We start from the raw sequence: 14,198 nt of genomic DNA on the forward strand, positions 1-14,198 counted from the left end.
TTACTTGCCTTGTTGCTTTTCCCCGTCGAGCAGCCCTTCCAGGTCGGCCGCGGTGGTTTCCAGGGCCTCGCGCATGGACGGCGCGTCGCCGTAGCGGATCTCCAGCTTGGCCGGAGGCAGGAGCCTGGTCGTCTCGGACCGTTCGCCGACCCAGCCGATGAGCCTTTCCGGGCTGGCCGCGATGGCGTTTTCCTTCCAGGTGATCACGGCCCTGCCGGGATACAGCTCGGCCCTGGCGGCCTGGAGCCGGGACAGGGTCCGCTTGAGCTTGAGCACGCCGAAGAAGGCGTCCAGCTCGTCCGGCAGCGGGCCGAACCGGTCGCGGATCTCGGCCTCGTATTCCCTGAGCTCCATGTCCGAGGAGGCCGAGGACAGCGCCCGGTAATAGCGCAGCCGCTCCCTCGAATCCGGGATGTAGCCGCCGGGGATATGCGCCTCGAACACGAAATTCAATTCCGGGTCCGAGACCCTCGCGTGCTCCTCGCCCCGAATCCGGGCGACCTCCTCCTCCAGCATTTCCAGGAAGAGTTCGAGGCCGACCTTGGCGATCTGGCCAGACTGGGCCTCGCCCAGGATGTTGCCCGCGCCGCGCAGCCGCAGATCCTCCATGGCCACCTTGAAACCTGCCCCCAGATAATCCATGTCCAGAATGATTCGCAAGCGTTTGCGCACGATTTCGGAAATATCCCTGACGGACGGGACCACGAAATAGGCATAGGCCTGGCGCTCGCTGCGCCCCACCCGGCCCCGGAGCTGGTACAGCTGTCCCAGGCCGAAGAGCTGGGCCTGGTCCACGATGAGCGTGTTGGCGTTGGGAAAATCCAGGCCGGATTCCACGATGGAGGTGCACACGAGCACGTCCAGCTCGCCGTGCCAGAAGTCGCGCATGGCCTCTTCCAGCCCCTTCTCGCCCATCTGGCCGTGGGCCATGCCCACCTTGGCGTCCGGGACCAGCCCCTTGACGTAGTCCGCCACGCGGGCCAGCCCGTTGACCCGGTTGTACACCCAGTACACCTGGCCGCCCCGGTCCAGCTCGCGGCGCAGGACCGCCTTCAGCTCCAGGTCCTCGCGCTCCATGATGGCGGTCTCCACGGGCTTGCGGTCCACGGGCGGGGTCTCGATGACGGACAGCCCGCGAATGCCGGACAGGGAGAGTTGCAGGGTCCGGGGGATGGGCGTGGCCGTGAGGGTCAGGACGTCGATATTCTGCCTGAAATGTTTGAGCTTTTCCTTGTGCTTGACGCCGAACCGCTGCTCCTCGTCCAGGATGAGCAGCCCGAGGTTGGGCAGTTCCACGTCCTTGGACAGGATGCGGTGCGTGCCGATGAGGATGTCGATTTCGCCGCGCGCGGCCGCCTCCAGCACGGTCTTCTGGTGCTTGGGCGAGACGAACCGGCTGAGCATGCCCACGCGCACCGGAAAACCCTCCATGCGCCGGGTGAAGGTCTGGTAGTGCTGCTCGGCCAGGACCGTGGTCGGGCAGAGCAAGGCGGTCTGGCGGCCCTCCAGGGCGGCCCGGAACGCGGCGCGCAGGGCGACCTCGGTCTTGCCGAAGCCCACGTCGCCGCAGACCAGCCGGTCCATGGGCTCGGGCTTCTCCATGTCGCGGAACACGTCGTTGACGGCCTTCTCCTGGTCCGGGGTCTCCTCGAACCCGAAGGTGGCCTCGAATTCGGCGTACATGTCGTCCAACGGGCCGTAGCCGTACCCCTTGGCCACCCGGCGGAAGGCGTACATTTCCACCAGCTCATGGGCGATCTTCTCGATGGCCTTGCGGACCTTGGCCGTGGTGTTGGCCCAGCGGCTCCCGCCGAGCTTGTCCAGGGCGGGCGTCCTGCCCCCCTCCGGGCCCTTGAACCGCTGCACGAGGTTGAGCCGGTCCACGGGCAGGTAGAGCTTGTCCTCGCCGGAGAAGAACAGCAGGAGGTAGTCGTTGGCCCCCTCCCCTATGGAAAGATGGTGCAGCCCGCCGAACTGGGACAGCCCGTAGTCGCGGTGGACCAGCAGGTCGCCCTCAGACAGGTCCTCGTAGCGGTCCAGTCCCTTGAACGCCTTGTCGCCGCTCGTCCGCGCCCGGGCGGCTTGGGGCTGGAGGACCTCCTCGCCCAGGACGCGGGTCCGGTTCCAGCCGATCTCCATGCCCTTGCGCAGGGGGGAGACCAGGGCGTAGAGGCCGGGGCGGCCCGGCACGTACTCCAGGGTAACGGGCAGGTTCTCCTGCTCGGTCAGGGTCAGGAACTTGGTCCGCGAGCGCTGGGTGCGGAAACTCAGGATGGTGGTCTCGCCCCCGCTCTGCCACTCCTTGATGCCCGCCATGAGCGCGGCCCAGGGGCGTCGGGACGCCTCCGGCTGCCAGAAGATGTCGGTGAAATCGCTGTACGGGGTCTCGGGCAGGTCCAGGCCGCTCTTTTCGCGGCCGATGGTCAGCTCCTCGAAGACCATCTGACGCGCGGACTGCCACGCCTTGCGCGCCACGTCGTGGGAGCGGATGACGAACCGCTTGGGCAGGGTCACGCCCTTGTCCCGCTCCTCCTCCTTCAGAAAATCGCGCCACGCCTGGTCCCGGTCCTCCAGCCGCGCCCGCAGCGCGCCGCCGGAAGAGAGCAGGAACGAGGCATCGCGGGGCAGGAAGCTCTCCAGCCCCACCGGAGAATCGTAATACAGGCCGGGCCAGATGAAGCCGTCGTTGTTGTCCAGCCGCTCGGACAGGACCTGCTCCTGGGCCGGGGTGATCTCCCCGGTGCGGCGCAGCTTGTCCCACTGGTCCCTGGCCCGGAAGGCCCGGTCCCCGGAGGTGATGCACGGGGCCACGGGCAGGAGCACGGCCTCCTGCAGGTCCGCCTTGGACCGCTGGCTGGCCGGGTCGAAGAGCCGGATCTCCTCCAGCACGTCGCCGAAGAACTCCAGCCGGAGGGGCAGTTCGTAACCCGGCGCGTGGATGTCGAGGATGTCGCCGCGCATGGCCATGTCGCCGGAGTCGGTGACCAGCTTGCGCCGGACGTAACCCCAGGAGACCAGCTGTTCGAGCAGGATGTCCGGGGACATCTCCTCGCCCTTGGTCAGGGTGGCCCAGTTCTCGCGCAGGACGTTCTCGTCCGGCCAATGGGGCAGGAGGTTGTCGGCGGTCATGAGCACGCCGCGCGGGCCGTCGCGGTAGACCAGGCCATACAGGGCCGCCCACCGCTCGCCCCATCCCTGCGGTTCCGGGGTCCTGGAAAGGTACGGCGGCAGGAAAATCCACTCCCGTTCCCAGGAGGGCTGCTCGAGCCCCCCGAGCTTGCCGACGGAGAACAGGGTCAGCAGCGCCTGCATCTCCCGGTACTCGGTCACGCCGGGCACGACCACGACCACGTCCCGCCCCTCGGCCAGCAGGGAGACCGCGAGCAGGGCCTGGGAGCCGGGGCCGCTTTTGAAGACGCGGACCGAATCGACGGTCCCCTTCATGAAGTCCGATATGTCTTTGGGGAAATGTGCTGGCATGGGTTTTCGCGCGGCGGTTTGCCTGTCTCTTTCTCGGAAAACAGAAAAGCCGCCTCATCCCTAGCGGGAGCAGGACGGCTTGTCATCAAGAAAATGGTCGGACTAGACGGCGCCCAGCGCCTCCTTCTCCTCGTTGTCGAGCAGGGAGTCCATGTCGAGCAGGATCAGGAGCCGGTCCTCGAGCTTGCCCACGCCGTCGATGTAGTCGGAATCCATCCCGGCCACCACGGGCGGCGGGGGCTGCACGGAGTTGGCCGGAATGCGCAAGACCTCGGAGACCGCATCGACCACGAACCCGACGATGATCATGTCGATCTCGATGACGATGATCCGGGTATATTTGTCGTGCTCCTTGGAGCGCAGGCCGAACCGGCGGCGCATGTCCACGATGGGAATGACCTTGCCGCGCAGGTTGATGACCCCTTCGACGAACTCCGGTGCGCGCGGAACGTTGGTGATCTCCATGGTCCGGATGATCTCCTGGACCTGGAGGATGTTGACCCCGAACTCCTCGTCGCCGATGCTGAAGGTCACCAGCTGGATCAACTCCTGATCGACTTCGACTTCTTCGGCGTCGAAAATATCTTCAGCTTCCAAGTTCATGGCATCCCCGTCTTGAGAGAGTCAAACAAGTAGAACTGGCACCGCGCCGACAGCTTCAGAATTTGGCAACCCTGCCCTTTTTTGTCAATGAGAATATCCAGCCGTTCGGAATCCTTGGAAAGAGTCGCCATTCCATCCCTGCCCGACCCGGCCCGGCCCGCCTCCCCCGCTTTTTTCGCCAATGAAACGACTCTGTTGTGACTTTTCTGCCATCGCGCCCGTACTGCGTGGTTGACGCTTATGGGATAAAGGGCTAACGTAAGTCGCACTACACATCTATTTATCTGATTTTTTTCACTTTTCGAAAAAGAGGGCAGGCTACAATATATGGGTCAATACGCCAGTTTCAGCGACAACGACACCCTTGAGGCTCAGGTAAAAACCCTGGCCGACGACGAACTTCTCGACTTCTGGGAGGAAACCCAACAGCTTGCAAGGATGCTGGATCAGGCGGAACAGACGGACCTGGAATACAACCCGGAATACGAGAGGGTTATCCTCCAGGAACTGCAATACCGGACCTGCTTCAAGGGCCGTTCCTAGACGTTTCCCGAACCAACGCAAAACTCCCCGCCTCTGCCGAGACGGGGAGTTTTTTTACGGCTGCGGCCGAGCCGCCCTATTCGACGGGCGTGCGGCCGATGGAGAAGTAGGCGAAGCCCGCCTTGCCCATGCGCTCGGGGACGTACAGGTTGCGTCCGTCGAAGACCAGGGGCGCGGTCATGGCCGCCTTGATGCGGTCGAAATCCGGGTTGCGGAACTGGTTCCAGTCGGTGATCACGGCCAGGGCGTCCGCCCCGTCCAGCACGGCGTACTGGCTGTCCACGATTTCCAGGTTCTCCAGGTGGCCGATCTCTCCGCGGGCGCGGGCGTTGGCCACCGGGTCGAAGGCCCGGACCTTCATGCCCAGCGCGGTCAGGTCCTTGATGACCTCAATGGCCGAGGCCTCGCGGATGTCGTCGGTGTTGGCCTTGAAGGCGATGCCCCAGATGGCCAGGGTGCGGCCCTTCACCCCGCCCTGCGGCTCGAAGTACGCCTTGATCTTGTCGGCCAGGACGTGCTTCTGGGCGTTGTTGACCTCGTCCACGGAGCGGATCAGGCGGGCGTCGTAGCCGTGCTCGGCGGCGGTGCCGATGAGCGCCTTGACGTCCTTGGGAAAGCAGGAGCCGCCGTAGCCCACGCCGGGGTAGATGAAGGAGTAGCCGATACGGGAATCGGAGCCGATGCCGGCGCGGACCTCGGACACGTCCGCCCCCACCCGCTCGCAGATGTTGGCCACTTCGTTGATGAAGGAAATCTTGGTCGCCAGCATGCAGTTGGCCGCGTACTTGGTCATCTCGGCAGAGCGAACGCCCATGACGATAAGCTTCTCGCGGCTGCGGGCGAACGGGGCGTACAGGGACTGGATGGTCTTGGCCGAATGCTCGTCCCCGGTGCCGACGATGACCCGGTCGGGCTTCATGAAGTCGTTGACCGCGTCGCCCTCCTTGAGGAACTCGGGATTGGAGACCACGTCGAAGGCGATGTCCTCGCCGCGCTCGGCAAGCTCCCCGGCGATGATCCCGCGCACCCGGTCGGCGGTGCCCACGGGTACGGTGGACTTGTCCACCACGATCTTGGGCGAGGTCATTTTCCGGCCGATCTCGCGGGCCACGGCGTCCACGTAGCTCAGGTCGCAGGAGCCGTCCTCGCCGCAGGGGGTGCCCACGGTGATGAAGACCACCTCGGCCTCGGCCATGCCCTCGCCCAAGTCGGTGGTAAAGTGCAGGCGGCCCTGCTCGGTGTTGCGCTTGACCAGGTCTTCGAGGCCCGGCTCGTAGATGTGGACCTTGCCGCTCTCCAGGGTCTCCACGACCTTGGGGTTGACGTCCACGCAGAAGATATTGTTTCCCATTTCGGCGAAGCAGGCCGCGGAAACAAGTCCCACGTAGCCGGTGCCGACAATGCATACATTCATAGGTAATGCTCCGGATAGGGTTTCTATTCTTGTCAGGCCAAGCCGATACCCCGTACCGGCAAGCGCGTCAATATGAGAGAGAATTGTTGCCGGATTGGTACAACTATTGCCATTCGGACCCAGGTGACTTAATCAATGGGGATACTACGCAATCAGGCACTCGGAGGATGATAAGATGCCGGTACTCGTTGTCAACGTCGATCATGTGGCCACCCTGCGCCAGGCCAGAATGGGCATCGAGCCCGAACCCGTAACCGCCGCCTACATGGCGGAGATGGCCGGGGCAACGGGCATCATCGTCCACCTGCGCGAGGACCGCCGCCACATCCAGGACCGCGATGTGGAGCTGATCAGGAAGACCTGCAACACCCGCCTGCACCTGGAGATGGCCGCGACCAAGGAGATGCAGTCCATCGCCCTGTCCGTCATGCCGGAGATGGTCTGCCTGGTGCCGGAAAAGCGCCAGGAACTGACCACCGAGGGCGGCCTGAACTGCATCGGCCGCGAAAAGGAGCTCAAGAAGTTCCTGGCCCCCATCCACGACAAGGGCATCCGCGCCAGCCTGTTCATCGACGCCGACCCCAAGCAGATCGAGGCCGCCGTGGCCACGGGCGCGGAGTTCATCGAAATCCACACCGGCCACTACGCCGACGCCAAGGAATACGGCGCGCGCCAGGTGGAGCTGCAAAAGATCATCAAGGGCGTGGCCCTGGCCAAGGACGTGGGCCTCAAGGTCAACCTCGGCCACGGCCTGAACTACCGCAACATCCTGAACTTCAAGGACGTCCCCGGCATCAGCGAGTACTCCATCGGCCACGCCATCATGGCCCGCGCCATCTACGTGGGGTTGGACCGCGCGGTCAGGGACATGGCCGGGCTCATCCGGACCTTCGCGGACTAGCGGATGATACTGGGAACGGGCATCGACCTGACCGAGCTGGACCGCATCCGGGATCTCTGGAACCGCTTCGGCCGCAAGTTCGCGGCCAGGGTGCTGACCGAGCGCGAGCTGGCCCAGCTGCCGGAAAAGAACCCGGTCCCCCGGCTGGGGGCGTTGTTCGCGGCCAAAGAAGCTGCGGTCAAGGCGCTCGGCACGGGCTTTGCCCAGGGCATCCACTTCAAGTGCGTGGAGATCATCCACAACCCCAACGGCAAGCCGGAGATCTACTTCCTCGGCGAGGGGCTGGCCCGATGCGAGGACATGGGCGTGACGGGCGCGCACGTCTCCCTGACCCACTCCCGTGACACCGCCGCCGCCACCGTGATACTGGAAGGATAGCCCGGAAACCCCCAACATTCAGGAGTATTCATGCTGCTGCCCCTCCCGACTCCCGCCGAAATGGCCCTGTGGGACAGGGAAACCATAGAGACCGTCGGCATCCCCGGCGTGACCCTCATGGAGTGCGCCGCGCGCGAGGCGGTCAACGTCCTCCTGGAGGAGTTCGGCCCGGTGACCGGCGCGGTGATCCACTGCTTTGCCGGGTCCGGCAACAACGGCGGCGACGCCTTCGCCATGGCCCGGCACCTCGCCGACCTGGGGGCCGAAGTCACGGTCTTCCACACCAAGCCCAAGAAGCGCTACCGGGGCGAGACCCGCACCAACCTGCTCTGGGCGCAGAAACTCGGCGTCCCCCTGTTCCATCTTTCCGGCGTGGACCTCGCCGCCCTGCCCCAACCCGACGTGATCGTGGACGGGCTGCTCGGCACCGGATTCGAGGGCGAGCTGCGCGACGACGTGCTGGCCCTGGTCCGCACCGTGAACCGGCTCGGCGAACGCGCCTTCGTGCTGGCCGTGGACATCCCGTCGGGCTTAAGCGGCCTGACCGGGCGTCCGCTGCCCGAGGCGGTCTTGGCCGACGCCACGGCCACCTTCCAGTCGCCCAAGCTCGGCCTGCTCATGCCCGAGGCCGCGCCCTACGCGGGCGACCTCCACGTCTGCCCCATCGGCATCCCGCTCAAGGTCCAGGAGGACAACCCGGTCCGCCACCACCTGCTCACCGGCGAAATCATGGACGTCGTCCCCGCGCCCGCCCCGGACATGCACAAGGGCAAGGGCGGGCACGTCCTGATCGTGGGCGGCAGCCGGGGACTGACCGGCGCGCCGCACCTGGCCGCGCTGGGCGCGCTGCGCAGCGGGGCCGGACTGGCCACCGTGGCCTGCCCCGCCGGGCTGGCCGACGCGGTCAAGGCGGGCTCCCCGGACATCATGACCCTGCCCCTGGGCGACGGCGAGGACTGGACCCCGGCCATGACCACGGCCCTGGCCCCCGAACTTGCCCGGTTCGACGCCGTGGTCCTCGGGCCCGGCATGGGCCGCACGCCCGCCGCAACGGCCTTCGTCCTCGCCTTCCTGGCCGGTTGCGACCTGCCCGTGGTCGTGGACGCGGACGGCCTGTTCGCCCTGGCCTCGGCCCCCGGCGGCCTGGCCCAATTGGCGGAACGGACCGTGCTCACCCCGCACCCCGGCGAGATGGCCCGGCTGCTCGGCACGGACGCGCCGGCCATCCAGGCGGACCGCATCGGCGCGGTCAACCGATTTCTCACCCGCTGCGACGCCACCCTGGTGCTCAAGGGCGCGGCCACCCTGGTGGCCGACCCGGACCTGACCTGCGTCAGCCCCTTTGCCGAGCCCAACCTGGCCGTGGGCGGCTCGGGCGACGTCCTGTCCGGCGTCATCGGCTCGCTCATGGCCCGCGGGCTCACGCCCATGGAAGCCGCCTGCGCCGGAGTCTTCTGGCACGGGTTGGCCGGAGAATACCTGAATCACGAATTTCCCGAACGCGGCAATCTCGCGTCCGAAATAGCCAACACGCTGCCCCACGCCGCGGCAGCCTTCATCAAGGAGCTCGATTAATGCTGAAAGCCAAAGACATCATGTCCACCGACTGCATCACCCTGACCCCGGACACCGACATCACCGAAGCGGCCAAGACCCTTCTGGAAAAGAAGATCAACGGCGCGCCCGTGGTGGACGAAGGCACCGTGGTCGGCGTGCTCTGCCAGTCCGACCTGGTGGCCCAGCAGAAGAAGGTCACCCTGCCCTCCTTCTTCACCCTGCTGGACGGGGTCTTCCCCCTCTCCTCCCACGACGAGTTGGAGCGAGAGATGACCAAGATCGCGGCCACCAAGGTCTCCGAGGCCATGACCCCGACCCCGACCTTCATCACCCCCGAGACCTCCATCGAGGACATCGCCACCATGATGGCCAACGAGAAACTCTACACCCTGCCCGTCATCGACAACGGCGCCCTGGTGGGCGTTGTCGGCAAGGAAGACGTACTCAAGACCCTGCTCAAGGGCTAGGCGCGGCAGTCCGGAATGGCCGTCACCCTGCACCTTGCGGACAGCGAGGCCACCGTGGCCCTGGGCCGCGCCCTGGCCTCGATCCTGTCCGGAATGCACGCCCCCCGGCTTTGCTCTTGCAAGGAGAACTCGGATCGGGCAAAACCACGTTGGTCAGGGGTTTCGTGGAATCCCTGCCCGGCGCGGACATGGCCGAGGTCTCAAGCCCCAGCTTCAACATCTGCAACCTGTATCCCACGGAGCCGCGGGTGGCTCACTTCGACCTCTACCGTCTGGAGGGGATGGAGCCGGACGACGCCCTGTTCGACTGCCTGGAGGACCCGGCAACGATCACCGTCGTGGAGTGGATACAGTACCTGCCCCGGAAATATTGGCCCGATGAGGCCATTTTCCTGGAATGGACACCCTCGGACACTGGACGAAGCCTCGTGTTGCATGCAATGGGAGGAACGGCGCAGCAGGCCCTTGACGCCCTGCGCACTCGGAGAGAACCGCATCAGGAAGAGCAGTAGCGAAAAATGAACATCGTCGTACAAAAGTTCGGAGGCACGTCGGTCCGAAACCTGGAATGTCAACGCCAGGTCATGCAGAAGGTCCTTCGCCCCTACCGCGAAGGCAACAAGGTCATCGTGGTCCTGTCCGCCATGTCCGGTGAGACCAACCGGCTATTGGGCCTGGCGAACGAATGGTCCGAGAACCCGGACCCCGCTGAGGTCGACGCCCTTGTCTCCACCGGCGAGCAGGTCTCCTGCGCGCTGTTCGCCATGCTGCTCAAGCAGCAGGGCGTCAAATGCCGCTCGGTGCTCGGTTTCCAGGCCCCGGTCCACACCGACTGCGAATACGGCAAGGCCCGCATCACCGACATCGACGAGACCAAGCTCAAGGGCATGCTCCAGGAGTACGACATCCTCGTGGTGGCCGGATTCCAGGGATGCGACGAGAACGGCCGCATCACCACCCTGGGCCGGGGCGGGTCCGACACCTCGGCAGTGGCCCTGGCCGCCGCCATCAAGGCCGACGTCTGCGAAATCTACACCGACGTGCCGGGCGTGTTCACCACCGACCCGAACATGTGCACCGACGCCCGCAAGCTGGACCGCATCGCCTATGACGAGATGCTCGAAATGGCCAGCATGGGTGCCAAAGTGCTCCAGATCCGGTCCGTCGAATTCGCCAAGAAATACAATGTAACCGTCCACGTCCGCTCCACCTTTTCCGACGAGCCGGGCACTATAGTCACCCAGGAGGATGAGACCATGGAAGCCGTACTTGTTTCCGGCATCGCATACGACAAGGATCAAGCCCGCATCACGCTGATTCACCTCAAGGACACCCCCGGCGTGTCCGCCCAGATTTTCTCCCCCCTGGCCGAGCAGAAGATTCTCGTGGACATGATCGTCCAGAACCCGTCCAAGGACGGCCTGACCGACATGACCTTCACCGTGCCCCGCGCCGACGTGAAGCAGACCATCAAGACCCTGGAAAAACTACAATATGAAATTGGCTACGAGGAGCTGACCAGCAACCTGAACGTCGCCAAGGTGTCGATTATCGGCGTCGGCATGCGTAACCATTCCGGCGTGGCCTCCAAGGCCTTCCGGGCGCTTGCCGATGAGAACGTGAACATCCTGATGATAAGCACGTCCGAGATCAAGATCACCTGCCTGATCGACGACAAGTACACCGAACTGGCCGTACGCACACTCCATAAAGCCTTCAACTTGGAGGAAGGCGAACACATCGAGTAGCCGATGACAAACGTCACCATATACGACACGACTTTACGAGACGGGGCTCAAGCCGAAGAACTGAATCTGACCACCCAGGACAAGGTGCGCATCGCGCACAAGCTGGATGAACTCGGCATTCACTACATCGAGGGCGGCTGGCCCGGCTCCAACCCGACGGACGGGAAATTCTTCGACGAGATAAAACACCACACCTTCGAAAACGCCAAGCTGACCGCCTTCGGGTCCACCCATCTGGCCAAGACAACGCCGGACAAGGACCCGAACCTGGCCGGGCTGCTGGAGGCCGAGACCCCGGTCGTGACCATCTTCGGCAAGACCTGGGACCTCCACGCCACCACCGCCCTTGGGATCGAGCTGCCGCGCAACCTCGAACTGATCGCCAACTCCGTGGCCTACCTCAAGGCGCGGGTGGACGAGGTCATCTTCGACGCCGAGCACTTCTTCGACGGGTTCAAGCACAACCGCGAATACGCCCTTGAGGCCCTGGCCGCCGCCCTGGAAGCGGGCGCGGACCGGATCATCCTCTGCGACACCAACGGCGGCACCCTCACCGGCGAGGTGGGCGAGGCCGTCAAGGCCGTGGCCGCCCGGTTCCCCGGAGCGAGCTTCGGCATCCACGCCCACAACGACTCCGAGCTGGCCGTGGCCAACTCCATCGAGGCCGTCCGCCTCGGCGCGAGCCAGGTCCAGGGGACCATCAACGGCTATGGCGAACGGTGCGGCAACGCCAACCTCTGCTCCGTGATCCCCAACCTGGAACTCAAGCTGGGCATCGGCGTCATCGGGGCCGAGAACCTCAAGCGACTCCGGCTGACCTCGAACTTCGTCAGCGAAATCGCCAACCTGCGCCCGTTCATGCGGCAGCCCTTCGTGGGCTCCTCCGCCTTTGCCCACAAGGGCGGCATCCACGTCAGCGCCATCCTCAAGGACTCACGCACCTACGAGCACGTCACGCCCCAATCCGTGGGCAACGTGCAGCGCGTGCTGCTCTCGGACCAGGCGGGCAAGTCCAACATCCTGTTCAAGGCCCGCGAGCTGGGCTACGACCTGGACAAGAACGACCCCACCGTGGACCGGCTGCTCAAGGAGCTGAAGCAAAAGGAGAGCATGGGCTACGAATACTCCGTGGCCGACGCCTCCTTCGAGCTCGTGCTCCGCGAGGCGCTGGGCAAGCCGCTCGACTACTTCCACTTCCGCCACTTCTTCGTGGTGGACGCCAAGCGCGAGGAGGATGCCGAGCCGTTCACCGAGGCCACGGTCATCGTGGACGTCAAGGGCCAGCAGGAACACACCGCCGCCACCGGCATGGGCCCGGTCAACGCCCTGGACCGCGCCCTGCGCAAGGGCCTTGAACGGTTCTACCCCCGGCTCGGCGAGATCCGGCTGCTCGACTTCAAGGTCCGCGTCCTGTCCGGCGCGGTGCGCGACACCGGCGGCACCGCCTCCTTTGTCCGCGTGCTCATCGAAACCGGCGACAAAACCGACCGCTGGACCACCATGGGCGTCTCCCACAACATCATCGAGGCCTCCTGGCAGGCCGTTGTCGACGCCATCAACTACAAGCTCTTCAAGGACGAATCCGCCGAGGCTTAAAAGCCTCCGGCGGTCGGGGGAAGGGGAAGGAAAAACCTTTCGAGAAAGGTTCTTTCCTTCCCCTTCCCCCGAACCCCCATCCCCTTCCTTTTCCAAAGCTTTGTATCGCCGCTTCGCGGGTTTCTAGCGCAATAAAAAAGCCCCCGGCTCGTCAAAGCCGAGGGCAGCGTTTATTCTTTGCCGTTTGGAGCGATTCGGGTGGCGCAGCCACCAGACAGCGGCTCTCACTCCCGCGCTATGAATAGGCTTTGATTCGCCCCGTCCTGGGGCTCACCCCTTCGGGGCGTTGCGGAAAGACCGCAACGTCCAAATCCGCTGTCCTGCGGATTTGTCGAGAGTGGTGCAGATGTGCATTTTCTTCCTGGGGGCTTTCGCCGCAGCGTAGTGGGCCTACGTGAGGACGAAAGCCCCCTGGAAAAAATGTGCAGATGCGCCGCTATCGGGAGCCGCCTACAGTGCGGCCACCTTTTTGGTCAGCCGCAGCAGCTGGTTCGTGAAACCGGCTTCGTTGTCGTACCAGACGATGACCTTGAGCTGGGTGCCGCCCATGACGCGGGTCAGGGAGCTGTCCACCACGCCGCCGAAGGTGGAGCCCATGAAATCCACGGACACCAGCGGTTCGTCGGTGTAGCCCAGGGAGTCGTTGGCCGCCGCCTTGAGGGCCGCGTTGACCTCCTCGGGGGTGGTCTCCTTCTTCAGCTCGCAAACCAGGTCCACCAGGGACACGTTCGGGGTGGGCACGCGGATGGCCATGCCGTCCAGGATGCCGTTCAGCTCAGGGATGACCAGCCCCACGGCCTTGGCCGCGCCGGTGGTCGTCGGGACCATGTTCACGGCGCAGGCCCGGGCGCGGCGCATGTCCTTGTGGGACCCGTCCAGGATGCGCTGGCTCATGGTGTAGGAGTGCACGGTGGTCATGATGCCGTGCTTGATGCCGAAGGTGTCGTTGATCACCTTGGCCACCGGAGCCAGGCAGTTGGTGGTACAGGAGGCGTTGGAGATGATCTTGTGCTCCGCCTTGAGGTCGCCGTCGTTGACGCCCACCACGATGGTCGCGTCGGCGTTCTTGCCGGGCGCGGAGATGATCACCTTCTTGGCCCCGCAGGCCAGATGCTTCTCGCAGCTCTCGCGGTCGGTGAACTTGCCGGTGGACTCGATCACGATGTCGCAGCCCAGGTCGCCCCAGGTCCATTCCCCCGGCGCGTTGCGGGTCACCTTGACCGGTTTCCCGGCCATGACGAAGCCGTCCTCGGAGGGCTGCACGTCCGGGAAACGGCCGTGCACGGAGTCGTATTTCAACAGGTGGGCGAGGTCCTCGTTGGAGGCGCGCGCATTGACGGCCACCAGTTCCAGGCCCTTTTCCTCGGCCAGCAGGCGGGCCAGGTAACGGCCGATGCGTCCAAATCCGTTCAAACCTATTTTCGTCGCCATGCGGATTCCTCCTGTGGGTATCGATTTATTCTATTGTACTGATTGAATCGGGCAACAACCATACTTTGTGTACGGTTTTC

The 14,198-nt window shown here is 64.7% G+C and carries 12 protein-coding genes; 8 read left to right on the forward strand and 4 right to left on the reverse strand.

The genetic code is table 11. The features are described 5' to 3' along the window. Both mfd and AWY79_RS12570 read right to left on the reverse strand, forming a co-directional pair. Complete coding sequence (mfd, locus tag AWY79_RS12565) at positions 1-3,444, reverse strand: transcription-repair coupling factor (protein ID WP_335343122.1); 3,444 nt, start codon at positions 3,442-3,444, stop codon at positions 1-3. A gap of 138 nt (positions 3,445-3,582) precedes the next feature. Further along, on the reverse strand, positions 3,583-4,083 hold the full coding sequence (locus AWY79_RS12570) for a chemotaxis protein CheW (protein WP_066804466.1): 501 nt from the start codon (positions 4,081-4,083) through the stop codon (positions 3,583-3,585). Between the two features lie 327 nt (positions 4,084-4,410). On the opposite strand from AWY79_RS12570, the gene AWY79_RS12580 reads away from it, so the two are divergent. After that, positions 4,411-4,626, forward strand: a complete 216-nt coding sequence (locus AWY79_RS12580; RefSeq protein ID WP_066804471.1) for a hypothetical protein — start codon at positions 4,411-4,413, stop codon at positions 4,624-4,626. Between the two features lie 76 nt (positions 4,627-4,702). Here the strand turns inward: AWY79_RS12580 and AWY79_RS12585 are convergent, their stop codons facing one another. Further along, positions 4,703-6,067 carry a UDP-glucose dehydrogenase family protein gene (locus tag AWY79_RS12585; RefSeq protein ID WP_257721340.1) on the reverse strand — a complete coding sequence of 455 codons (1,365 nt, stop codon included), beginning with the start codon at positions 6,065-6,067 and terminating at the stop codon, positions 4,703-4,705. Positions 6,068-6,215: 148 nt separating this feature from the next. Here AWY79_RS12585 and AWY79_RS12590 point away from each other — a divergent pair, with 148 nt between their 5' ends. The 7 genes from AWY79_RS12590 to cimA all read left to right on the forward strand — a co-directional run bounded on the left by AWY79_RS12590 (position 6,216) and on the right by cimA (position 12,687). Then, complete coding sequence (locus AWY79_RS12590; RefSeq protein ID WP_066804475.1) at positions 6,216-6,941, forward strand: pyridoxine 5'-phosphate synthase; 726 nt, start codon at positions 6,216-6,218, stop codon at positions 6,939-6,941. 3 nt (positions 6,942-6,944) lie between these two features. After that, positions 6,945-7,319 (forward strand): holo-[acyl-carrier-protein] synthase, encoded by a 375-nt coding sequence (locus AWY79_RS12595; protein ID WP_066804477.1) that lies wholly within the window; start codon positions 6,945-6,947, stop codon positions 7,317-7,319. 30 nt (positions 7,320-7,349) lie between these two features. After that, the gene (locus tag AWY79_RS12600; protein ID WP_066804480.1) at positions 7,350-8,894 is read left to right on the forward strand and encodes an NAD(P)H-hydrate dehydratase; all 1,545 of its coding nucleotides are present in this window, start codon (positions 7,350-7,352) and stop codon (positions 8,892-8,894) included. Further along, positions 8,894-9,343 carry a CBS domain-containing protein gene (locus AWY79_RS12605; RefSeq protein WP_066804482.1) on the forward strand — a complete coding sequence of 150 codons (450 nt, stop codon included), beginning with the start codon at positions 8,894-8,896 and terminating at the stop codon, positions 9,341-9,343. Before AWY79_RS12600 ends, AWY79_RS12605 begins: the two co-directional genes overlap by 1 nt. Positions 9,344-9,507: 164 nt before the next feature. Further along, positions 9,508-9,855 carry a tRNA (adenosine(37)-N6)-threonylcarbamoyltransferase complex ATPase subunit type 1 TsaE gene (locus AWY79_RS12610; protein ID WP_335343123.1) on the forward strand — a complete coding sequence of 116 codons (348 nt, stop codon included), beginning with the start codon at positions 9,508-9,510 and terminating at the stop codon, positions 9,853-9,855. Between the two features lie 6 nt (positions 9,856-9,861). Further along, positions 9,862-11,091 (forward strand): aspartate kinase, encoded by a 1,230-nt coding sequence (locus tag AWY79_RS12615; protein ID WP_066804485.1) that lies wholly within the window; start codon positions 9,862-9,864, stop codon positions 11,089-11,091. A gap of 3 nt (positions 11,092-11,094) precedes the next feature. Then, positions 11,095-12,687, forward strand: a complete 1,593-nt coding sequence (cimA, locus tag AWY79_RS12620) for a citramalate synthase (RefSeq protein WP_066804488.1) — start codon at positions 11,095-11,097, stop codon at positions 12,685-12,687. 450 nt (positions 12,688-13,137) lie between these two features. On the opposite strand, the gene gap is transcribed toward cimA, so the two are convergent. Continuing rightward, positions 13,138-14,118, reverse strand: a complete 981-nt coding sequence (gene gap, locus AWY79_RS12625; protein WP_066804491.1) for a type I glyceraldehyde-3-phosphate dehydrogenase — start codon at positions 14,116-14,118, stop codon at positions 13,138-13,140. Between the last annotated feature and the right edge of the window lie 80 nt (positions 14,119-14,198).

The organism is Pseudodesulfovibrio indicus (assembly GCF_001563225.1).
Lineage (GTDB): Bacteria > Desulfobacterota > Desulfovibrionia > Desulfovibrionales > Desulfovibrionaceae > Pseudodesulfovibrio > Pseudodesulfovibrio indicus.